The sequence below is a fragment of the Bacillus sp. 522_BSPC genome (genome assembly GCF_001076885.1).
Lineage (GTDB): Bacteria > Bacillota > Bacilli > Bacillales > Cytobacillaceae > Niallia > Niallia hominis.
In genome coordinates, this window is record NZ_JVDT01000036.1 from 1 (window position 1) to 21,531 (window position 21,531).

The window sequence follows — 21,531 nt, forward strand, 5'->3', positions numbered from 1 at the left end:
GTTCGTCTTTAAAGATTAGTTATTTAGTTTTGTCCCAGCCTCTTCATTAATGTGGAGAGGTACAGTAAATCTAAGGACATGATTTAATTATTTCTCAATAAAGCTACCCCGTTTAAATGCTGCAAGCAGTGTTTTCCTCGGTAATTCGGAAAAAACCATTCCTAATAAAATCAGCATACAACCAATCGTAGCACTAGCTGTTAACTGTTCATTATTAAATAGGTATGCAGTCATTGCTGCAAATACTGGTTCGGTTGCAAAAATCAACGCAACCCTAGTAGAATTGGTATATTTTTGTAAGCTTGTTTGGATTATAAATGCAACAGCAGTAGCAAGGATAGCAGTTATGAGTAAAGCAATTATTACTTCTTTGTGAAAAAGGATATTCACTTTAAAATTAGCTTTTGGATTTTCAAATAAAAAGCTACCAATAAACCCAAGAATTGAAACTGTCAAAAGTTGCATAATTGTTAATAATAATGTGGGATATTGTTTGCTATATTTTCCTGTTAAGATGATTTGCAATGCAAAGCCTATCGCACAAATAAATACAAAAAAGTCACCAATATTAAAAGAAAATACATTGCTTATCGTTAGGAGATAGAGGCCAATTGTTGCAATAATAACACCAATAATATGGTTGATCAATAAAGCTTGTTTCATAAAAAGATACATAAATAAAGGAACAAGCACAACACTTAGTCCAGTTATAAAACCTGCTTTCGAGCTAGTAGTATAGACAAGCCCAATTGTTTGAAAAGCATAGCCGATAAATAAACAAATACCTAAAATAATTCCGGCTTTTAAACAATGTATATTTATTTGCTTCAGTTGGGAAGGCTTAAATAGAAGTAACCATAGAAATAAAAAAAGAGCAGCTAGGAAAAAGCGAATCCCATTAAAGATAAGTGGTTGTAAAAAAGCTATTGCATTTTGAACGATTACAAAGGTCGAACCCCATATTAGAGCAACAAATAAAAGGGATAAATCTGCAAATCTTTGGGAAGTAAGTATTTTCAACGGATGATTCCTTTCCTTAATTATTTTTTCTAATGGCAAGTCTTGCTAATTCATCGGCTGTTTTATTATCATTACTTGGAATCCATTTAATAAAAAATAAATCCAATTCTCTTATAAGCTTTAAGGCTTGATCAAGGAGAGGAGCATATTTTTTATTTTTAGCGAATTCCTTTTCAACAGCTCGACTTACTAATTCAGAATCTGTAAGAAAGCTCACTGTGCGATAGTTTTGATTAATGCAGATTTCTAAAGCTTTAATGAGTGCATAATATTCTGCTTCATGATTACTCATTAACCCAAGTGGGAAGGAGTATCTTTCTGCAGAACCATGCCCTTTTATAAAAATGCCAGCGCCACTAGGACCAGGATTTCCAGCACTGGCGCCATCAATATAAACTTCAATCATTTTGATACCTCCTGAAATTTTGATATGATTAATCAATGACTGTACTAGTTATTTTACATTTAGTTTTCATACAAAACGTAATAGCTGTATATATATCATTAAATATGTAACCTAGTTAATAAATAGTAGATAGGCTCCTATTGATGAATTGAAAAATGATATAATGACAAGCAAGGGTTACTGTAAAAAGTACAATGTATAAATGAAACGATGTAAAATATTATAAATGAAAAAAAGTTGTGATGGTAATGTTTTTTATAATTTCTTTAGGAGTAGCTTTTTATCCAACTACTAAGCAATAAGACCTCGAAGCTTCGAAAGTTACTTTACTTATAGAAAGGTTGTACCGTTATGAAATACAAATTGGAATATACATTTCAGATGAAGAAAAAGAAGGAAAGTATTCATTTTACTTCTGATTGGATTCAATCAGCTCTTGCTCTTGAAATGGGGGAAGAACTGGAGAAACGAAATGATACAAAGGATCTAATTTTTTATGATGAAAAAGGAACAAGCTGGACATTAAAGGAATTACGAAAATTGAATGAAGAAATGGAAGAGGAGCCACATGATTTTACGGTATATTTTGATGGCGGCTACCACAAGGAAACAAAAACAGCAGGAATCGGTGTTGTTCTTTTCTTTCAGCAGGGCAAAAAGAAATTTAGAGTTCGGGCAAATGAACTATTTCATGATATTCTTTCTAATAATGAAGCAGAATACGCAGCTCTATTTCACGCTTTAAATCTTTTGGAGGAACTAGAGGTAAGGGATGTTACTTGTGAAGTAAAAGGGGATTCACAAGTAGTATTGAAGCAATTAGAAGGCGAATGGCCATGCTATGAAGAGGACTTAAATAGATGGCTTGATCGAATTGAAGCTAAAATAAAAAAATTACATTTAAATATGATATATACTTCTATTGGAAGAAATGAAAATAAAGAAGCGGATAAGCTTGCAACGCAAAGCCTAGAAGGAAAGCGTATCTATAGTAAAATGCAATTGATTTAATGATCGTTATAAATAAAGGAGGGGTGGAGCTTGGAACGAAAGAAACTGATTGAAGAAGCAGATGAGTTAATGAAAGATTATTGCAAAGATTGTTTTTTATATCGACAAAATAAATTAGAGTTAGGAAAAAGAGGAGCTCACCGCTTCTGTATTTCGCAGTGTACGGTGGGATATAAGCTAAAGGAATACGGGGAAAAGTTATCTGGTGCGAAGTAGGGGGGAACATACTTCCACCTTTTTCTCTTATATTAAGATTCGAAAAGAACTAGTTGTATTAATAAGGGCAAAAATAAAGGGGACTTCTCAAGAAGAAAACTTCTAGAAAAATCCCCTGACTACTATTATTAATATATTTGTTTATTAATTATAGTTTAACAACATTAGCAGCTTGAGGTCCGCGGTTTCCTTCAACGATTTCGAAAGAAACTTCTTGTCCTTCTTCTAATGACTTGAAACCTTCGCCTTGAATAGCAGTGAAATGTACGAATACATCGTCTCCACCTTCAACTTCGATAAATCCAAATCCTTTTTCGTTATTGAACCATTTTACTTTACCGTTTTGCATATTAAATTTCCTCCTAAGCCTTTCAAGACACATGATTGGTGCCTATAAAATAAATATTTTCATAGAACAAAATAATAATAGAAAATAATTATTCTGAATTTTGTTAAATGATGTCTATAATATACACGATAACCTATATGTAGTCAAGGTTTCTAAGCGTTTTTTCTGAAAACTTCACCGAAATTTTGAAAAGGCTTACTTGGTTAAAATTAGATAGAAAACGGATACAATAAACCAAAAATACTATTAATAATTTCTTCAAGTGTGAAGTCTTTCCTTTTTCATCAATTTATATCATTTCTTGACTTTGATAAAATATTTCATAAATATTCATTTTCAACATATGATGAAGTAGCAGTTTTGTTTTTAAAGGAAATAGAATAAGAAGGTGGCTATAATGTATCGATTTTCGATTGAAAATGAAAATTGGATTTTGCGATTTACACCGAATACTGTATTAGAGGATGGCAGCAAGGAGGCAGTTGTAAAAAGCATTCTTCAATTAGGGAATGTGTTACCCACTTTTTCACATGGGGAGTCCTTTGTCATTATGGTTAAAAAAATCGGCTTAATCGTATTCAATGTAGAAAAGATCCCATCTCTTATTTTAACTGTATCGAATATTATTGAAAAAGAAAATTGGTATATCCAAACAGACAGTAAGATAAAAAAGTATTTTATGTGAACTAGCTAACCAGCTAGTTTTTTATTATATCATGTGATTGAAGGTAACTTTTGATATAACAGACTTGATTCCGCTTTCATTTCTTAACGTGGAAAATCGAATACGAGTGGGATTTTCTATGAATTTTTTCTTGCAAAAATTTCCTATGAAAAAATAATTCTCGAACTTATTGAATTATAGGGGAAAATGTGTTTTTATTAACATGATTACAATAATTAAGCCAAGTTTATTTTTGGATAAAATAAACGAATGTCATTAGGTAAAAAACTATAAATAAAAAGGGAAGATTTATTAAAATGATTGAAACGATTGTAAAGAGCAGTCAAAGTCCGTATTATGAAATATCCAGAGAAAATCAGATGATACTTAGCCCGTTTGAAGGAACTGTAAATGAAATTCTAATGAAAGAAAAAGCTTATTTTTATGAGTGGGAAACGATTTTAACTATTAGAACTTTAGCAGGGGAAATAAAAGATGTAAGTGTTCCTTTTAGTGGATCTGTTGTGGAATTATTAGTAAAGCCTGGTGATAAAATTGCCATAAATACGAGGCTAGCTTCTTTACAGGATGATTTACTAGTTACTGGTTGTGATTAATGATGCAAATGCAAAGAGCTTTGCAAAAATTAAAAAAGTATAAAATTGGTTATCGTACATTTAAAACAGCAGTGGCAGTTAGCATAGGTATATCTATTGCTCAGTTTTTCCACTTAGATTTCTATGTATCTTCTGCGATAATAACAATCCTGTGTGTACAAAATTCCAAAAAGAAATCACTTCATAGTGCCTTATCGCGTTTTATTGCATGTATGCTTGCTATTCCATTTTCGTATATTTTCTTTGAGGGAATTGCTTTTGAGCCCTATATTATTGGGCTGTTACTATTATTATTTATCCCAACAACGGTTTTATTAAAGGTAAATGAAGGTGTAGTAACAAGTACGGTTATTATTCTTCATATTTATTCTACCAATCAAATGTCGTGGCAGGTTGTATTTAATGAGTTAGGCTTAATTATAATTGGAATTGGTGCAGCATTACTTGTTAATAGTTATATGCCAAGTCTCGATAAAGAAATGAAAGTACATCAAAAAGATATCGAGCAATACTTTAAAGCTCTTTTGATGGATATGGTTGTGTATCTTCGCACAAAGGAAATGAAAGAAGATTTTGCATTAAAGTTAAAACAAGCATCTGATGAAGTGCAATTTGCTAAATCCGTTGCATATCGTGATGTCGAAAATCATTTTTCTAGAAAAGAAAATTATTATTATAAATATTTTACGATTAGAGAAAAGCAACTAGAAATCATTTCTAGGCTATTTGATCGGATTATAACTGTCGAAACGCTTGATAATCAAAGAGAGCTTGTAGCTGACTTTTTAGAAGAACTGAGTTTATGTGTCCATTCAGGTAATACAGCTGTACTGTTTTTAAGTAAGCTTCAGCGACTAGAGGAAATGATTAAACACGATAAACTACCGAATGATTGGCGTTCTTTTGAGGAACAAGCACATGTCTTTTTTGTCATAAAAGAATTAGAACAGTATTTACAAATAAAAAAATCTTTAAAGGTAGCCTATTAACATTATGCTCCTTCTTAAACTTTATAATGGACGGGGACTCTAATACAGTTATGGTCTCCGTCTAATTAATTTAGTATAGCATGGAAAAAAAACAATAATGAGCGTAATTTGATAGCTCAACATTCCCCCACACCATTATCTTCTTTTTAATTCTCTTCGTTGTAAAAGGTAAGAAAAATGAACATATATAATGAAGTCAATAAAAACCTCTAACTTACTCCATTTGCATTTTTATAAATTTACCCCTTTCTATACATTTCTCTTTTTTGCGATTATAATGTTATCTTGTATAAAAAATATTAATGAATGTAAGAAATGAAAAAAGGTGATATAGATGAAATTAATATTGGCGGAAAAACCATCTGTATCTAAAAATATTGCAGATGCATTAAAAATAAAAAATAGACAAGATGGCTATTTTGAAGGAAATGGCTATATTGTTACATGGGCATTCGGACATTTATTGCAATTAAATGATGCAAAAGATTATGATGAAAAAATGGCTACGTGGAAACTAGAAAACTTTCCTTTTATCCCAAGTAAGTTTCAATATAAAGTGAAGTCAGATTCTAAAAATAAAGATAAGCCAGATCGTGGCGCCGAAAAACAGCTTAAAATCATCCACAGACTGATGAAAAGATCAGATGTAGATACAATTATTTCTGCATGTGACTATGATCGAGAAGGACAGCTTATTGGGGATAGTATTATTTATAATTTAAGAACCGAAAAGGAAGTTTATCGTTTATTATTGAATGAATGGACGCCTAAAGAAGTATTAAATGGATTAGAAAATCTTCGTTCCAACAAAGAACTGCGTCCCTTACAAGATGCAGGTGTTAGCAGACAATGGGCAGATTGGCTAATCGGGATTAACTTAACATCTGTTGCCACTTTAAAATATCAAAAGGGCAAAGGGAAGGCTTTAAATATCGGAAGAGTCTTACTACCTACGCTTAAGATCATTTATGATCGTGATAAAGAAATTGAAACCTTTGTTCCAGAAAATTATTATAAACTACAAGCAACCTTTTTAACGGAAAACGGAAGCAGTTATTTAGGTGCCTATATAGAAAATAGGGAAGAAAAGTTTAAGTCGGAACAATATTTAAAAGAGTTAGAGGAACAGATTAACGGGAAAACCGCAATTATAGCAGATAAAAAGGTGCAGAAGAAAAAGGAATATCCACCGTTTTTATTTAATCTTTCTAATCTTCAAGGCTATATAACTAGTAAATATAAAGGTTGGACAGCAGATAAAGTATTGAAGGTAGCACAAAGTCTGTATGAAAAAAAATATATAACGTATCCGAGAACAGCAAGCATTGCTTTAGAAGAAAGCCTTATTTCGAAAACGGAAAAAGTAGTAAATCTTCTTGCGGCAGATTTACCATTTAAAGAGGAAGTTAAATTTTTTTCATCCAAACGAATTTTCGATAATAAAAAAGTAGAGAGTCATAGTGCAATTATTCCTACGTATGTATTGCCTAAACGATTAAGCCAAGAGGAACAACAAGTATATGAGGCGATAAAAAATCGTTTATTAATGCAGTTTATGCCAGTTGCTGAGGTAGAAGAGACAAAAATCATTACAAGTATAAATCTTCTAGAACTTAAAGGTAGCTTTATAACGAAAGGTAAGGTTCAATTAGTAGAAGGCTGGAAAAAGATAGAGAAAATTCAATCGAAAGATGTTATGCTTCCAATGGTACAAGTAGGAGAAGAGGTTTTCACTAGCGATGCAGTAACAACAACTCATACTACCCAGCCTCCAAAAGAGCATACGGAAAAGACATTACTAAGGCTGATGGAAACATGCGGAAAAAATTTTGATGCGGAAAATGAAGAAGATGTTTTAACCATCTTAAGTGGTTTTAGTATAGGAACGCCAGCAACACGTGCAGAAACAATAAAGAAGCTTAAGGATATAGGGTATATTGAGGCAAAAAATAAGAACTTAGTCTGCACTGATTTAGGAAGAAGAATAGTTGATACATTCCCAATTAAAGATCTATTTAATTTAGATTTTACTGGGAAACTAGAAAAAGATCTATATGATATGGAAAAAGGGCAATTTAGCAAAAAGCAATTTTTGCAAATGATCAGTAACTTCACATCAAGCGCAGTGGAAACGATAAAAAACGAAGCAGATGTCATTATTCAAGAAGTAACAGATGCTAAACAAACGACAGAAGTGTTGGGGAAATGTCCTGTTTGTGGACATTCTGTAGTGGAAGGAAAAAAAGGATTTGGCTGCAGTAATTGGAAGAATGGTTGTAAATTCGTCATTTGGAAGAATGATAAATTTCTTGCAACTATGAAGAAAAAACCGACGAAAACAATGGTTAAACATTTACTGAAAAATGGTAAAGCTCCTGTTAAAGGTTTAGTGAGTAAAAAAGGGAATAAATTTGATGCAATGATGAAATATGAGAAGAATCAAGATAATGAATATTTTAGTTGGAAAATGGAATTCCCAGAATAGATTTTCCTCGAATTATCTCAGTAATACTATAGGTGAATAAAGCAATTTTTATCCTATTAGTGGAAGCAAGACAGCTATATAAAAAAATCTAACGTTTGAAAGAATCTTGTTTCCCCTTTTTTTTTATAGTAAAATGCTAAAGAAATGTTCTTTTAATCCATGCCTTTTTTAAAGGCTATTTCTTTCCACTAAAATTGCTTTATATTTGTTCGATAAAAGTTTTTGATATTCAAATAGTGGGAGTCCTTTTTTAATGGGCAGTACATACATAGATAAAAACGCAAACAAATATTTTCGAATAGAATAGAAAAAGGAGAAATCCTGGTAAAGGAGGGGTTGAATTGCCGACACCTAGTATGGAAGACTATATTGAACGCATTTACAACCTAATTGAAGATAAAGGATATGCAAGAGTATCAGATATTGCGGAAGGCTTATCTGTACATCCCTCCTCTGTGACAAAAATGGTTCAGAAATTGGATAAGGATGAATATCTTGTTTATGAAAAATATAGAGGCTTGGTTTTAACACCAAAAGGAAAAAAAATCGGTAAACGCTTAGTATACAGACATGAACTCTTAGAACAATTACTTAGAATTATCGGAGTAAAAGAAGAGAATATTTATGAAGATGTGGAAGGAATAGAGCATCATTTAAGCTGGGATTCTATTGATCGAATTGGTGATTTAGTTCAATTTTTTGAGGAAAATCCAGAGTATACGAAAGTATTAAAAATAATTCAGCAAAAAAATGATTCGCTAGAATAAAGAAAGGGTAATTCTCTCTAGGTATATGCTAAAGCAGCATGATGCCGACAGAGAATTGCCCTTATTTTTTTTGAAAGCAGTTAAAAGATAGATGGATAATTGTCAAAGCTATCTATAATGGAAAAAGATAAATCCTCTTCCTCTTGTACATTTTCAGTGATTTCTACCCCCTCTATAACACCTGTTTCAATATCCATCAATGCTTTACGATAAGAAATAACTCTTCCGTTTGAAGTTTTAAAACTAATAATGTCTCCCATATAATTTCTTTCAACAGCGATAATTTTTTCCATTCTACTTTGCTCCTTCCTAGTAAATAGATAAATCTTATCCTTCTACTAAACAATAGTATTTACAAATGTAAGGGGAATTATCATACTCTATTTTACATTTACAGTAGTAAATATATTTATTTCTACCCTATTTATATATTTTCATGCAACTTACTAGATGATATCCTTAAATTAACAATTTATTGAAGAGGTGAGAGCATGGGAAGATATGAATTAGAAGAATTCTTGGCAAAGACAGAGCAAAAAGATAAGAATGAGGGAGTTTTTGAGTTAGAAACAGAAAGAATGCTTGAAATAAATTTAGCGAGTCAAATATGGGCGAAAGCTGGAAGTATGGTGTCATATCGTGGAAATATTCGATTTACACGGGAAGGGATTTTGGAGCATGGTATAGGAAAGATGTTTAAGAAAGCACTTACAGGAGAAGGCGCTTCATTAATGAAAGCAGAAGGGAGTGGGAAGCTATATTTAGCAGACCAAGGAAAGAAAATTTCTATTTTGCATTTAAATGGAGATTCCATTTTTGTAAACGGTAATGATCTTCTCGCTTTTGAACCAACAATCAAATGGGATATCAAGCTAATGAGAAGAATTGCAGGCATGCTTTCTGGTGGTTTATTTAATATAAATCTAACTGGAAGAGGAATGGTTGCGATAACATCTCATTACGAACCACTTACGCTACGAGTTACTCCACATAACCCTGTTTTTACAGATCCGAATGCTACTGTTGCATGGTCTGGAAACTTGCAGCCAGAGTTTGTAACAGATATTTCGCTTAAAACCTTTTTCGGAAGAGGAAGTGGAGAATCGATACAGATGAAATTTGCAGGAGAGGGATTTGTCGTTATTCAACCATATGAAGAAGTTTATTTTACAAGTGGTAGCAATAATAATGGCTAAATTGGTTGGGAATGGCATAATAGCGAGGGGGTTCGCGGGTCAATCGACTTCTACCCTCGCTTTTTTTGTATCTTCTTAAGCTAGCTCTCTATTTTATTTCCATTCGTAAGGTGTTTCTTGGTAGACATAATAGTTCAGCCAATTAGAAAACAATAAATGGGCATGTGAGCGCCAACTATTTAAGGGCTGCACACTCGGATCGTTATTTGGAAAATAATGCAGCGGAAGATGGATGTTTAATCCTTTTTCTTTATCCCTTTTATACTCCTCTGCTAATGTAACAGAATCATATTCTAAGTGGCCAGTCACCATAATTTGTTTGCCACTATTTGCGCTAACGATAAAAGCTCCAGCGTCTTCTGAGGCAGATAATAGCTCTAAATCAGGATGTTCTTTAATTTCTTGTATCGATACATTTGTATGTCTTGAATGAGGGGCTAAAAAGCTATCATCAAAGCCGCGCATTAGCTTATCAGATGGATTTAAAACATAGTGAGAATAAATTCCATAACATTTTTGATCTAATTTATATTTATTTATTCCAAAATGGTGATAAAGAGCTGCTTGGGCTCCCCAACAAATATGGAGAGTAGAAGTAACATTAGTCTTTGACCATTCCATAATTTTCGTTAATTCTTCCCAATAATCGACTTCTTCAAAACTCATTAATTCTACAGGAGCTCCTGTGATAATCATACCATCGTATCTATTTGTTTTTATTGCCTCAAAGTTTCGATAAAATTGTTCAAGATGATATGGACTCGTATTTTTTGATTCATAGGAAGCTGTTCTTAAAAAGGAAATATTTACTTGTAAAGGCGTATTTCCGAGCAAGCGCAATATTTGAACCTCTGTTTTTTCTTTTTCAGGCATTAAGTTTAATATTAATATGTTTAATGGGCGAATATCCTGTGCTTTTGCCCGACCTTCATCCATAATAAATATATTTTCATCTTCTAGTATTTCTCGTGCTGGCAAAAGATGAGGGATTTTTATTGGCATATAGGTATGTCTCCTCCTAATAATCATCTTATTTTGTATTTCCATAGTAGAAATAGTAGTGTTACATAAAATGTTTGGTGTTTATATATGTTTGACGGTAGGAACTTTCTATAACCGATAACATAGCTTATTATAAAATTGATTTGAATATGTCGCAATCATAATGTTTGGAATTTTTTAAATGATAGCATATTTTCTATGTTTATATCGAAAATCTTTTATTAAGGGAATGCCATGGTAGTTGATACATGAAAGTGATTTTGTCGAAACGTGTACTTATAACATGGTTTTTATTGTACAATAAAATGGAAGGTTAAAATTGCAGAGGAAAATCATGGAGGTAAAGAAAGAAATGAAATCTGACATCGAAATTGCTCAACAAGCAGTAATGAAACCAATCATACATATTGCCGAGAAAATTGGCCTATCTGACGATGATATTGAATTATACGGAAAATATAAAGCGAAAATATCCTCACAAGCCTTGATTGACTTGAAAAAAAATAAATCAGGTAAATTAATTCTTGTGACGGCTATTAATCCAACTCCTGCAGGGGAAGGGAAATCTACTGTGACAGTTGGTTTAGGCGACGCATTAAATAAATTGCAAAAAAAAGCAGTCATTGCCATGAGAGAACCCTCTTTAGGCCCCACAATGGGCATAAAAGGAGGAGCGGCAGGCGGCGGAAATGCCCAAGTGCTACCTATGGAAGATATTAACCTTCACTTTACTGGAGATCTTCATGCAATTACCACTGCTAATAATGCTTTGGCTGCATTAGTTGATAACCATATTCATCAAGGCAATGAATGCCGCATTGATCAAAGAAGAATTGTATGGAAAAGAGCAGTCGATTTAAATGACCGTGCCTTAAGAAAAGTAGTAATCGGCTTAGGAGGTCCCTTACAAGGAGTACCTAGAGAAGATGGATTTGACATAACAGTCGCATCTGAAATTATGGCTGTATTATGTTTGGCAGCAGATATCACCGATTTAAAGAAACGATTATCCCAAATGGTTGTTGCCTATAATGTAGATAAAGAGCCAGTCACTGTTGGTGATTTGGGAGTAGAAGGGGCACTTACTTTATTGTTGAAAGATGCGATAAAGCCAAATTTAGTTCAAACGATTGAACATTCTCCAGCCATAATCCATGGGGGGCCATTTGCTAATATAGCCCATGGTTGTAATAGTGTCATCGCAACAACAACAGCTGCTAAATTAGGCGATTACGTAGTAACAGAAGCAGGATTTGGAGCAGATTTAGGTGCAGAGAAATTTTTGAATATTAAGTCGAGAAATAAAGAGATAAACCCAGAAATTGTCGTTATTGTTGCAACGATTCGTGCATTAAAAATGCATGGAGGAGTTGCAAAACAAGAACTCTCTTTAGAAAATACTGAAGCTTTAAAAACAGGCTTTGCAAATTTACAAAAGCATGTGGAGAGCATTCAAGAATTTGGTTTACCATTTGTTGTTGCGATTAATAAGTTCGTGACAGACACAGAGGCGGAAATTGAGGTACTGAAACAGCTTTGTGAACAAGCGCAAATTCCAGTTGCCTTAACAGAAGTGTGGGAAAATGGTGGAGATGGAGGTGTCGAATTAGCCAAAAAAGTGTTAGCTATATTGGAGCAAAAGGAACAAAAATTTGAACATATTTATCCATTAGATGCTTCTATCGAAGAAAAAATACATACAATTGCATCGAAAATTTATGGAGCAAAAAGTGTTGAATATTCTTCTAAAGCAAAAAAACAGATAGCAGACTTTGAAAAATATGGCTGGGCTAATCTTCCAATTTGTATGGCGAAGACACAATATTCTTTATCAGATGATCCTTCGTTAATTGGCAGACCACAAGGATTTTCGATTACGATTCGTGAATTTAAGCCTTCTATCGGGGCAGGATTTCTCGTGGCACTTACCGGTGATGTTATGACAATGCCGGGATTACCAAAAAAACCCGCTGCCTTAAAAATGGATGTAGACGAGAACGGGAAAGCAATAGGGCTATTTTAAATAAAGATAAATTTAGCAATCAAGTGCAAGTATTCGTTGCCAATAGTAGCTGCGTTATTTTTTTGTATGCTGCTATTGGGAAGTTTCTTGCGCTTTTTAAAAAGTAAAGAAGGAGAAAATGAATGTTTGATCCCACTGCCTTTGAAAACATGAGAACCGTAATGGAAGGCCTTATTTATGACAGTGATTTAGATGGGAAAATTGTCGTTTTAGACCGGAATGATTTATTTAATAGTAGTAAATTATCAAGAAATTATACGATTACGTTTAGGTTGAAAAATCAGCAAAACGCAAAGTTAACATTCGAACTATCGGCTGATTTGCAAAATTTATCTGCAGAGCTACTGCCAAATACAAACAAGGAAGCCTTAATTGGTGCGACTATTTATATTCACCTTTATTTACGCCATAAAAAGTCAGATATACTATATCATACCTTGCAAAATAAAGTCGAAGATATATGGGGAAAAGAGATGATGATTGTCCAGGAAATTAGTTATAATCCACTTAATGCTGATAAAATAGTAAATAATCATATTACTATTGATTTTAAACGCTTCATTACCGAAGAACAAATAGATGATATGATCATTATGATGGAATTTATGGAAAAAACATTTCTTTCCCTTTACTCTGTTGATGCATTATTAACTGTATAAGGAGATGATAAAATGAATATTTATGATTTTGAAGTTAAAACAATGAATGGAGACTTACAATCATTAAGTAATTATAAAGAGAAAGTATTATTGATTGTAAATACAGCTAGTAAATGCGGCTTTACACCTCAATTTAAAGAATTACAAGAAATGTATCAAACGTATAAAGATAAGGGATTTTCTGTATTAGGATTTCCAAGCAATCAGTTTTTAAATCAGGATCCAGGAACAAACGAGGAGATTATGTCGTTTTGTGAAATAAACTATGGTGTAACATTTCCGATGTTTGCTAAAATTGATGTAAATGGAAAAACGGCTGATCCACTATATCAATATTTAACAAAAGAATCACCTGGTACGCTCGGAGTAAAGGCGATTAAGTGGAATTTCACTAAATTTTTAATTGATCAGGATGGAAAAGTTATTGGGCGATATGCACCAAATACAAAGCCATCCGAATTAAAAGAAGACATTGAAAAGCTATTGAATCATTAAAATAAAAAAGGGATTCTGCTCGAAATTTAGTGGAGACGTAATTTTACTTCAAGAAAGGCAGAACCCCGTTTCTTATACATATTTTTACTCTATTAACGATAAGAAAATAAGCGGATAAAACCTGATTTTTTTTGTTTCGTTTCCTTTTCGTTTATGAAATTTTGTTTTGTTTTTCTTGATTTAGCAAGATTATCTTCTTTATCTTGGTGGATAATCGGATTTTCTAATCGTGTTATTTTTTTTTCTTGGCTGACAATATGTTCTTGCTGAAGTTCAATATGCTCCTGTTGTTTTTTTAATTGTTGCACTAATACTTGATTGAAATTTTTTTGAAGTTCTAATTCTTCTTTGATTGTTTGTAAATCTTGAAGAATTTTTTCCGTGGCATCGGTGGCAATTGGGATAGAGGTAGGGACAGGGCATGTAAGCTCATCTTCAATTTGTCTTAAAGACAGTTGCTTTTCATTTCGCAGTTGTTTCACCTTTACTAAAATATCCAAGCTTTTTTGATCAAAATAGCGATAGCCATTTTCTCCAATAATAACTGGGATAAGGGTTTTTAACTCTCTTAACCAGTTTCTTAGAACCCCAGGACCTTCATCAATATATTCCGCTGCTTCTTTCACACTTAATAATTTTGTTTGTTCATCCTTAATAGAAAGTTCTTTTGTTTGTACACTTAACATTCTACACACCCCTCAATAATCATAATCAAAGCAAAACCATTGGCAAGAAGGACGTTTAAAGGCCTTGTCTTTATATCTTTCGAGAAAAGAGAAAAATATCCTTTGACGAGCTTTGTCTAGTTTTGTTGGATATCATATTTAATTATCAGAAAAATTATTATTGCAATATCTTTACAAACATTCTTAATAATAATACGATAAGAAAGGAACGTTGGAAAAACATTCCTATATTAATGAAAGGAGGAGGTACTATGCGAAACCACAAAGAAGTATCGATGCAAACAAAAATTCAAAATAAGAGGGATGAGGGTTCTTAGTGGAAAAGATGCAGGATGAAACACAAACAATAAAAATCGTTAGCTATCATGATGGGCTTGCCAAAAGTGTTGCTGATATGTGGACAAAGAGTAAGGAATCTTGGGGAGGTTCAGGTAAAACAGAGGAGCAAGTGCTCGAGCAGCAGCAAAGTTCCGATAATCTTGACACTTTCTTAGCTGTGTTGGGAGAAGAAGTGGTGGGATATTGCGGATTTTCTGTTTATAAGGAAGATGTTGGAGCGCTATATGTACCGTTGTTAAATGTTCGCCCAGATTATCATGGAAAGAAAATAGGTAAAAAGTTATTATTACATGCCCTTAACATGGCAATAGACAAAAAATGGCCAAGGCTTGATTTATATACATGGGCAGGTAACTTAAAGGCAGTTCCTTTATATAAGCGCTGTGGTTTCTTTTGGGAGGATAACGATAAAAATACTCACTTAATGAACTTTATTCCAACTGTTCGCAATAATGAATTAATCAATCATTATTTAAAAGACATGGATTGGTATGATGATTTAAAAAGAAACCTGGAAATTAGACCAGATGGAGAAATTGTTCATGGATTTACACACTATGAATATGTTTGGCAAAAAGAACGGGAAAGTGTTGTAGTTAAATTCGAAAAAACAGGTAGAGGAATCAGCTATATTGAAACAAAGGATTTTCAGTTGGAATTAATAATGGAAAATCATGAGTGTATAGAAGAAATAGAACAGCAAGTATCCTTGAAAATTAAAAATAAAGGAGCAAACCCAATTTCCTTGCAAGCTAGGGCTGATAATGATGGCAGAATTAGCTGCAGTTTCTCCAACACATTTACAGTAAAGGAAAAGGAAGAGTTGATTGTTCCATTTCCTTTTGTAGTAAAGGTAGGAGAGGAGCCTGTAGAAGGGAAAACTTTCCCGTCGTTAAAAGTTGATCTCAGCATAAACGAATTGGAAACAAGTTTACAATTGGGGATATTGCCTAAGTCGCCAATTTCTATTGAGACAAAAGAAATAGATGCCATTTTAGCTAAAGGAATGAATACTTACTTAGATTTGGAACTCCAAAACAATTTAAACAAAGACATTAGCGCTAACCTAATGATACCGATGAATAAACATATTCAATTTGATGGGGAGAAGTATTCTTTCACTCTGGCAAAAAAAGAGAAAAAGTGGATTAGAATTCCTGTTGAAGTGAAGAGTTGTGGCTGCTTTAAAGAATACTTTCAATGTGAAATGATGGGTAATGACAATAAGCTATTAAGTATTCAGAAAGAGATAACCCTTGCATTAAAAGGGATTGGTGAACAGTTTGTAGTGGAAAATGATAAGAGCTGGAAGGTATATAACGGTCCACATCAGCTTTCTATAAGTAAAGTTGATCACACAACGGAAATTGCTGATACAGATTTCACTCTTTTTGCACCAGCAATCGGAAAGCCTTTTTCTAGTGAACTGTCTAAACTAAAGCCGTATTTGGTGAACACAGATAAAGCTGGAAACAGTATTGCAATAAAATTATTCTTTAAGTCTAGCGATTTTCCTGGTATGGAAATTATTTTAACGAATGAACTTTTTGCAGAAGGTTTAATAAAGCGTTTGGTAACAATTAATAATAATAACTTGGTAGAAAAAGAAATAAGCCTACAAGAAACATTCTATGATTCTTGGCATAATTTATTTCTCCCTTTAAAAGGAGAAGTTGTGTCATTTTGTGAATTAAATACTGTACTTCCATTTGAAATCGCATCAAAGGATATAACGGGTAATTGGTATTTTTCTACTCCAACAGTGTTTCCTTTTGGAGTAGCATGGGATAAAGACGCTCGCATAAAAATGGATAATTGGAAAATGCATATAGAGTCTACACACTTCCTTCAATCAAATGAATCAGTCGATTTCCCCCCTATTTGCATAAATATCGGTGCTTATCGCAAATGGCAAGAATGGCAGCTAGCTGCGGAGGGAATGAAGGACGAACACAAAAGAAAAGTTGTAAAGGAATTAATCATTGAATATAACGATGGAAATATGATTTGGGATAAAGATGAAGATGTTAAAGTATCTCTAAAAAACTTTAGAAATCAACCAATAATTGGTGATGCTACCTTTAGAATAAATCATAATAAGGTCGATTGCGTTCAGATCAATACAGAGCAATCAGAAGTTTACCGAGTAAACCATCAAAATGCCATACAATTAGGTCTAAATAAAATGACTACTACTATAGCGTCAGCAACAAAGGATATGGACACAGCTCATTTGTTTTTTGTTTCGAATCAAAAAGGGATAACTACACATCTTTTAGAAGAAGAAGGATTAGCTGTTTATCAGGTTTCCAACGGAGTAGTGACATTTAAAGCTTCTCCTGCCTATTATCCCGGTGTTTATTCCCTTGAAGCGAACGGGAAACACTGGCTGGAGCACTCTTTTCCAAAACCGATTGCAAAAAGCTGGTGGAATCCGTGGTGTGGTGGCATAAAAAATGGTCCACCAGAGTTAAATGTCTTTTCTTTATTAAAAGAACATACAATATGTGAGTTTACTAGTCTAAAGGATATCCATCACAATGTCTGGTCTGGAATAAAGCTGGAAACAACGATTAATCATCATCAAAAATGGAAGGGTTTAAAGTATGTGCAATATTATGTAACAATGCCAGGCATACCGTTAGTTATTACATTTGTAGAAATAATGAATGATGCTGGAAAACGTATGGCGGAAGAAGATTGGCATACCAATCTATTTATGGCATGTAACGAGGAAGAAAAGTGTGTGCTTCATATAATGAGCGATTCGGTGGCAAATAAGCGATTTATCGTTGCTGACGAAGAGCAGGAAGCAAATGTAAAGGATAATTACTACTTATCATTAGGGGAAGATAAGTTTTACTTTATCACAAGTGAAGACGCAAAGGATGCAGAATATTATAGTAATAAAGATGCGATACAGTTAATTTCCTTTGACAAATGTAAAAGAAAAACAAACCGCCTATATACAGAACCGAACTATTTACTGTTTGCGAAAGAGGAAATCTCTACCAGTCTATTAAAACAAGTAAGAAGAATTGCATTTTAAGAAAGGGAATATTTTTAATGAAAATAATTGATGCACATATTCATTATTCGAATATAGACACATTCAAAGATACTGCAAAAAATCTTTCCTTAGTTGATTATAGCTTTGAAGGAGTTAAAGAGGAGATGGAGAAGGCAAAGGTTGTCCTTGCAATTGGAATGGGCGTTACAGAAACTCCTGAAATGGGTTTTCCTGATTACCATGCGCAAACGCCGATGGGACTTGATTTAAGTGCAACTCTTCCTGAAAATATAGTCTACTGTGCTGGCATAAATCCATATGATATGGATATGTCAGCAATTCAACGTTTGGAACAAGAGATTCAAAAGCCGAATGTTGTCGGAATGAAAATCTATTTAGGCTATTATCCATTTTATGCTTATGATGATGTTTATGAACCAGTTTACAAGCTTGCAGAAAAGTATCATCTTCCTGTCGTTTTTCACACAGGAGATACGTATTCTGAAAGAGGATTATTAAAATATAGTCATCCTCTTGCAATTGATGAAGTGGCAGTAAAACATCGTAAGGTGAATTTTATGATGGCTCATTTCGGTGATCCATGGACGTTAACTGGTGCTGAGATTATTTACAAGAATTCGAATGTATATGCAGACCTATCTGGTTTAATTGTTGGAACAAAAAAAGAATTGGAAGAAGCACATGAAGGAATATTTCTTGACCATTTGCGTCATGCATTAGTCTTTTCCCATTCCTATGATAAATTGCTTTTTGGCACAGATTGGCCATTAGCGCCATTTGGTCCTTATATTGAATTTATTAAAAAACTTATACCAGAGACCTTTCATAAAGATGTATTTTATCGGACAGCCTTGAAAGTTTTTCCGAAAATTAAACCGTTTTTAAAGGATGAATAAAAATATCATACAAAAAAGAAAGCAGGAGGAGAATGGATAAAACATTCTTCTCCTATTTTTTGTTTAGAACAAGTGATATTCTTTCTTATTCGAATAACTGCGTTTCATGATACAATAAGTTAAATAGAAGCATAGCTGGATGTGAGAATAAGTGGATATTATATACCAAGTAGAAAATTTGGTGAAAATTGAGATGGAAAAAGATACGAGTGGACATGATTGGTATCATGTCGATAGAGTTCGAAAAATGGCTTTATTCCTTTCGAAAAAAGAGGGAATAGGCTATTCGATTATTATCGAGCTCGCGGCATTATTACATGATATTTCAGATGAAAAATTGAATAAATCAAAAGAAGAGGGGCAAAGGAAATTAGCGTCTATACTTGATACTATTCCGGTAGATAATCAAGATAAAGAGGTTATTTTATCCATTATTTCTTCTGTCGGCTTTAAAGGCGGAAACGGAATACCTCCAAGTAGCATAGAGGCGAAAATAGTCCAAGATGCAGATCGTTTAGATGCGATTGGGGCCTTGGGAATCGCGAGAACTTTTGCTTTTGGTGGAAGCACTGGAAGTCCTATATATGATCCCGCTTTACCAATAAGAGATAAGATGACGGAAGAAGAATATCGGAAGCATAATTCTTCCTCTATTCATCATTTCTATGAGAAGCTATTAAAAATAAGAGATTTATTACATACAGATAGTGCCAGAGAAATGGCAGAAGCAAGGCATCTGTTTATGGAAACCTTTTTACAAGAATTTTATAAAGAATGGAATGTACAGGATGAAGAGTATTTTAATTGAAAATGTAACAAAAACATATGGAGAGAAAAAACTATTTGAAAATATATCTTTTTCGATAAGTGAAAAAGAACGAGTCGGTTTAATCGGGATAAACGGTACAGGAAAATCATCTTTATTAAAAATAGTGGCTGGAATGGATATTGCTGATAAAGGAGAGATAACTGCACCGAAAGATTATCAGATTGCCTATTCTGCACAAAGTCCTGAATTAAACCCTGAGCTTAGTGTCTTGAATCAAGTATATGCTGGTGATGCACCTGTATTAACGCTTATAAAAGAGTATGAAGCCCTGTTGATCCAAATCAACAATGACCCTGAAAATGAGAAATTCCATGAAAAGCTTTTTGTTCTGCAAAAAAGAATGGATGCTTTAAACGGCTGGGAAGTTCATACAAATGCAAAGACTGTTTTAATGAAATTGGGGATAGAGCATTTTGATATAAAAATCGGCGAATTATCCGGAGGACAAAAAAAACGTGTTGCGTTGGCACAAGTCCTCATCCAAGAGCCAGATTTACTTATTTTAGATGAACCAACAAATCATCTCGATTTTGAGGCTGTGAAATGGCTGGAGGATTATTTAAGTCGATATACCGGCGCCCTTTTACTAGTAACACATGATCGTTACTTCTTGGATCGTGTAACGAACAGAATGTTTGAACTGGACGGAGGGAATCTTTATAGCTATAAAGGGAACTATGGAGATTTCTTGCAGGCTAAAGCTATTCGCGAGGAAAATGAAGCGGCGACGATTGAAAAACAAAAGAATTTATTTAGAAGAGAATTGGAATGGATTAGAAGAGGAGCAAAGGCTCGTTCCACAAAACAGAAAGCAAGAATTCAACGTTTTGATACTTTGGACGATAAGCTAGCGAATGTTAAAGGAAAAGATAAATTAGATATTTCGCTTAAAGGGAGCAGATTAGGAAAACAAGTATTTGAATTGGTTGATGCTAGCAAGCGTTTTGAGGATAAAATCATTTTAGATCACTTTAATTTACTTGTGAAACCTGGAGATAGATATGGGATAATCGGTAAAAACGGAACAGGAAAATCGACGTTCCTAAATATTTTGGCGGGCAATTTATCTCTTGATGCTGGTGAAAGAATTATTGGTCAGACTGTAAAGGTTGCATATTATACACAAGAAAACGAAGATATGGATACTTCCAAGAGAATGATTGAATATTTAAAAGAAACTGCAGAAGTAATAGAGGCTTCAGATGGAAAAGTCATTACAGCTGCTCAAATGCTAGAAAGATTTCTATTTCCCCTTCATACACATGGGACCATTATTGGAAAACTTTCTGGTGGAGAAAGAAGACGGCTTTATCTATTGAAAATTTTAATGGGAGAACCAAATGTACTATTATTAGACGAGCCAACCAATGATTTAGACACACAAACATTAATGGTTCTAGAAGATTATTTAGGCGACTTTAATGGTGTCGTTATTACCGTATCTCATGATCGCTATTTTCTAGATAAAGTAGCTGAACAGCTATTAATATTAAAAGGAAATGGTGTAACGGACACATATTATGGCAACTACAGTGAATATTTAGAGGTTGAGCGAAAAGAAGAACAACAAACAAAAGAAAAATTCGACACACCGAATGTCAAGAAAGAGCCAAAAGCGAAAAAAGTAAAACTTAGCTATAATGAACAAAGAGAATGGGAAACAATAGATGAAGATATTGAAAAGGTAGAAGAAAGACTAGCAAACATTGAAACAGACTTAGCCGAGACAGGCAGTGATTTCGAAAAAGCTGCTGAATTAATGAAAGAGCAAGAACAATTAAATGAGAAATTAGAATATCTTATAGAACGATGGAGCTACTTATCGGAAATAGCGGATAAGTCGTAACAACA

General features: G+C 33.5%; 21 protein-coding genes. 15 read left to right on the forward strand and 6 right to left on the reverse strand.

Features of this window, described 5'->3' with window-relative positions; translation table 11 throughout:
• Positions 1 to 87: 87 nt before the first annotated feature.
• Both ADJ83_RS03095 and ADJ83_RS03100 read right to left on the reverse strand, forming a co-directional pair.
• Positions 88 to 1,020 (reverse strand): DMT family transporter, encoded by a 933-nt coding sequence (locus ADJ83_RS03095; RefSeq protein ID WP_031538179.1) that lies wholly within the window; start codon positions 1,018 to 1,020, stop codon positions 88 to 90.
• Positions 1,021 to 1,036: 16 nt separating this feature from the next.
• Positions 1,037 to 1,426, reverse strand: coding sequence for a reverse transcriptase-like protein (locus ADJ83_RS03100; protein ID WP_031538178.1), 390 nt, complete (start codon positions 1,424 to 1,426; stop codon positions 1,037 to 1,039).
• A 351-nt stretch (positions 1,427 to 1,777) separates the two neighbouring features.
• Between ADJ83_RS03100 and ADJ83_RS03105 the strand changes: the two genes are divergently transcribed.
• Entirely contained in the window at positions 1,778 to 2,437 is a 660-nt protein-coding gene (locus ADJ83_RS03105; protein ID WP_031538177.1) for a reverse transcriptase-like protein, read from the forward strand.
• A 30-nt stretch (positions 2,438 to 2,467) separates the two neighbouring features.
• Positions 2,468 to 2,653, forward strand: a complete 186-nt coding sequence (locus ADJ83_RS03110; RefSeq protein WP_031538176.1) for a zinc-finger domain-containing protein — start codon at positions 2,468 to 2,470, stop codon at positions 2,651 to 2,653.
• A gap of 148 nt (positions 2,654 to 2,801) precedes the next feature.
• On the opposite strand, the gene cspD is transcribed toward ADJ83_RS03110, so the two are convergent.
• A complete protein-coding gene (gene cspD, locus ADJ83_RS03115; protein ID WP_009332654.1) occupies positions 2,802 to 3,002 on the reverse strand; it encodes a cold-shock protein CspD in 201 nt (66 codons plus the stop codon).
• 397 nt (positions 3,003 to 3,399) lie between these two features.
• Between cspD and ADJ83_RS03120 the strand changes: the two genes are divergently transcribed.
• The 5 genes from ADJ83_RS03120 to mntR all read left to right on the forward strand — a co-directional run bounded on the left by ADJ83_RS03120 (position 3,400) and on the right by mntR (position 8,524).
• Positions 3,400 to 3,687, forward strand: a complete 288-nt coding sequence (locus tag ADJ83_RS03120) for a hypothetical protein (RefSeq protein ID WP_031538175.1) — start codon at positions 3,400 to 3,402, stop codon at positions 3,685 to 3,687.
• A gap of 296 nt (positions 3,688 to 3,983) precedes the next feature.
• Positions 3,984 to 4,283 carry a hypothetical protein gene (locus ADJ83_RS03125; protein WP_048716859.1) on the forward strand — a complete coding sequence of 100 codons (300 nt, stop codon included), beginning with the start codon at positions 3,984 to 3,986 and terminating at the stop codon, positions 4,281 to 4,283.
• The gene (locus tag ADJ83_RS03130; RefSeq protein ID WP_231512564.1) at positions 4,283 to 5,272 is read left to right on the forward strand and encodes an aromatic acid exporter family protein; all 990 of its coding nucleotides are present in this window, start codon (positions 4,283 to 4,285) and stop codon (positions 5,270 to 5,272) included. Before ADJ83_RS03125 ends, ADJ83_RS03130 begins: the two co-directional genes overlap by 1 nt.
• Positions 5,273 to 5,606: 334 nt before the next feature.
• Complete coding sequence (locus ADJ83_RS03135) at positions 5,607 to 7,757, forward strand: type IA DNA topoisomerase (protein WP_031538172.1); 2,151 nt, start codon at positions 5,607 to 5,609, stop codon at positions 7,755 to 7,757.
• A gap of 341 nt (positions 7,758 to 8,098) precedes the next feature.
• On the forward strand, positions 8,099 to 8,524 hold the full coding sequence (gene mntR, locus ADJ83_RS03140; RefSeq protein ID WP_031538171.1) for a transcriptional regulator MntR: 426 nt from the start codon (positions 8,099 to 8,101) through the stop codon (positions 8,522 to 8,524).
• A gap of 80 nt (positions 8,525 to 8,604) precedes the next feature.
• Here mntR and ADJ83_RS03145 read toward each other — a convergent pair whose 3' ends face one another.
• Complete coding sequence (locus ADJ83_RS03145; protein ID WP_031538170.1) at positions 8,605 to 8,817, reverse strand: DUF3892 domain-containing protein; 213 nt, start codon at positions 8,815 to 8,817, stop codon at positions 8,605 to 8,607.
• Positions 8,818 to 9,015: 198 nt separating this feature from the next.
• Here ADJ83_RS03145 and ADJ83_RS03150 point away from each other — a divergent pair, with 198 nt between their 5' ends.
• Positions 9,016 to 9,720 carry an AIM24 family protein gene (locus tag ADJ83_RS03150; RefSeq protein ID WP_031538169.1) on the forward strand — a complete coding sequence of 235 codons (705 nt, stop codon included), beginning with the start codon at positions 9,016 to 9,018 and terminating at the stop codon, positions 9,718 to 9,720.
• A 93-nt stretch (positions 9,721 to 9,813) separates the two neighbouring features.
• Here the strand turns inward: ADJ83_RS03150 and metA are convergent, their stop codons facing one another.
• Positions 9,814 to 10,722 carry a homoserine O-acetyltransferase MetA gene (metA, locus tag ADJ83_RS03155; RefSeq protein ID WP_031538167.1) on the reverse strand — a complete coding sequence of 303 codons (909 nt, stop codon included), beginning with the start codon at positions 10,720 to 10,722 and terminating at the stop codon, positions 9,814 to 9,816.
• A 334-nt stretch (positions 10,723 to 11,056) separates the two neighbouring features.
• On the opposite strand from metA, the gene ADJ83_RS03160 reads away from it, so the two are divergent.
• The 3 genes from ADJ83_RS03160 (at position 11,057) to ADJ83_RS03170 (ending at position 13,899) form a co-directional block, all read left to right on the forward strand.
• Positions 11,057 to 12,745 (forward strand): formate--tetrahydrofolate ligase, encoded by a 1,689-nt coding sequence (locus ADJ83_RS03160; RefSeq protein WP_031538166.1) that lies wholly within the window; start codon positions 11,057 to 11,059, stop codon positions 12,743 to 12,745.
• 122 nt (positions 12,746 to 12,867) lie between these two features.
• Complete coding sequence (locus ADJ83_RS03165; RefSeq protein WP_031538165.1) at positions 12,868 to 13,404, forward strand: hypothetical protein; 537 nt, start codon at positions 12,868 to 12,870, stop codon at positions 13,402 to 13,404.
• Between the two features lie 12 nt (positions 13,405 to 13,416).
• Entirely contained in the window at positions 13,417 to 13,899 is a 483-nt protein-coding gene (locus ADJ83_RS03170) for a glutathione peroxidase (RefSeq protein ID WP_031538164.1), read from the forward strand.
• A 92-nt stretch (positions 13,900 to 13,991) separates the two neighbouring features.
• Here ADJ83_RS03170 and ADJ83_RS03175 read toward each other — a convergent pair whose 3' ends face one another.
• The gene (locus ADJ83_RS03175) at positions 13,992 to 14,585 is read right to left on the reverse strand and encodes a MerR family transcriptional regulator (RefSeq protein ID WP_031538163.1); all 594 of its coding nucleotides are present in this window, start codon (positions 14,583 to 14,585) and stop codon (positions 13,992 to 13,994) included.
• 325 nt (positions 14,586 to 14,910) lie between these two features.
• On the opposite strand from ADJ83_RS03175, the gene ADJ83_RS03185 reads away from it, so the two are divergent.
• The 4 genes from ADJ83_RS03185 (at position 14,911) to ADJ83_RS03200 (ending at position 21,526) form a co-directional block, all read left to right on the forward strand.
• Entirely contained in the window at positions 14,911 to 17,973 is a 3,063-nt protein-coding gene (locus tag ADJ83_RS03185) for a GNAT family N-acetyltransferase (RefSeq protein ID WP_231512565.1), read from the forward strand.
• A gap of 17 nt (positions 17,974 to 17,990) precedes the next feature.
• Complete coding sequence (locus tag ADJ83_RS03190; protein ID WP_031538160.1) at positions 17,991 to 18,851, forward strand: amidohydrolase family protein; 861 nt, start codon at positions 17,991 to 17,993, stop codon at positions 18,849 to 18,851.
• 193 nt (positions 18,852 to 19,044) lie between these two features.
• Positions 19,045 to 19,659, forward strand: coding sequence for an HD domain-containing protein (locus ADJ83_RS03195; RefSeq protein WP_048716868.1), 615 nt, complete (start codon positions 19,045 to 19,047; stop codon positions 19,657 to 19,659).
• The gene (locus ADJ83_RS03200) at positions 19,640 to 21,526 is read left to right on the forward strand and encodes an ABC-F family ATP-binding cassette domain-containing protein (protein ID WP_031538158.1); all 1,887 of its coding nucleotides are present in this window, start codon (positions 19,640 to 19,642) and stop codon (positions 21,524 to 21,526) included. Before ADJ83_RS03195 ends, ADJ83_RS03200 begins: the two co-directional genes overlap by 20 nt.
• Positions 21,527 to 21,531: the final 5 nt, after the last annotated feature.

What these genes read in the sequence shown, in the direction of transcription:
- ADJ83_RS03185 (WP_231512565.1), top strand. Translation starts at nt 14,911, where the DNA reads ATGCAGGATGAAACACAAACAATAAAAATCGTTAGCTATCATGATGGG.
- ADJ83_RS03150 (WP_031538169.1), top strand. Translation starts at nt 9,016, where the DNA reads ATGGGAAGATATGAATTAGAAGAATTCTTGGCAAAGACAGAGCAAAAA.
- cspD (WP_009332654.1), bottom strand. Translation starts at nt 3,002, where the DNA reads ATGCAAAACGGTAAAGTAAAATGGTTCAATAACGAAAAAGGATTTGGA.
- metA (WP_031538167.1), bottom strand. Translation starts at nt 10,722, where the DNA reads ATGCCAATAAAAATCCCTCATCTTTTGCCAGCACGAGAAATACTAGAA.
- ADJ83_RS03130 (WP_231512564.1), top strand. Translation starts at nt 4,283, where the DNA reads ATGATGCAAATGCAAAGAGCTTTGCAAAAATTAAAAAAGTATAAAATT.
- ADJ83_RS03200 (WP_031538158.1), top strand. Translation starts at nt 19,640, where the DNA reads ATGAAGAGTATTTTAATTGAAAATGTAACAAAAACATATGGAGAGAAA.
- ADJ83_RS03105 (WP_031538177.1), top strand. Translation starts at nt 1,778, where the DNA reads ATGAAATACAAATTGGAATATACATTTCAGATGAAGAAAAAGAAGGAA.
- ADJ83_RS03145 (WP_031538170.1), bottom strand. Translation starts at nt 8,817, where the DNA reads ATGGAAAAAATTATCGCTGTTGAAAGAAATTATATGGGAGACATTATT.
- ADJ83_RS03125 (WP_048716859.1), top strand. Translation starts at nt 3,984, where the DNA reads ATGATTGAAACGATTGTAAAGAGCAGTCAAAGTCCGTATTATGAAATA.
- ADJ83_RS03120 (WP_031538175.1), top strand. Translation starts at nt 3,400, where the DNA reads ATGTATCGATTTTCGATTGAAAATGAAAATTGGATTTTGCGATTTACA.
- ADJ83_RS03195 (WP_048716868.1), top strand. Translation starts at nt 19,045, where the DNA reads ATGGAAAAAGATACGAGTGGACATGATTGGTATCATGTCGATAGAGTT.
- ADJ83_RS03165 (WP_031538165.1), top strand. Translation starts at nt 12,868, where the DNA reads ATGTTTGATCCCACTGCCTTTGAAAACATGAGAACCGTAATGGAAGGC.
- ADJ83_RS03170 (WP_031538164.1), top strand. Translation starts at nt 13,417, where the DNA reads ATGAATATTTATGATTTTGAAGTTAAAACAATGAATGGAGACTTACAA.
- ADJ83_RS03135 (WP_031538172.1), top strand. Translation starts at nt 5,607, where the DNA reads ATGAAATTAATATTGGCGGAAAAACCATCTGTATCTAAAAATATTGCA.
- ADJ83_RS03175 (WP_031538163.1), bottom strand. Translation starts at nt 14,585, where the DNA reads ATGTTAAGTGTACAAACAAAAGAACTTTCTATTAAGGATGAACAAACA.
- ADJ83_RS03160 (WP_031538166.1), top strand. Translation starts at nt 11,057, where the DNA reads ATGGAGGTAAAGAAAGAAATGAAATCTGACATCGAAATTGCTCAACAA.
- ADJ83_RS03100 (WP_031538178.1), bottom strand. Translation starts at nt 1,426, where the DNA reads ATGATTGAAGTTTATATTGATGGCGCCAGTGCTGGAAATCCTGGTCCT.
- ADJ83_RS03190 (WP_031538160.1), top strand. Translation starts at nt 17,991, where the DNA reads ATGAAAATAATTGATGCACATATTCATTATTCGAATATAGACACATTC.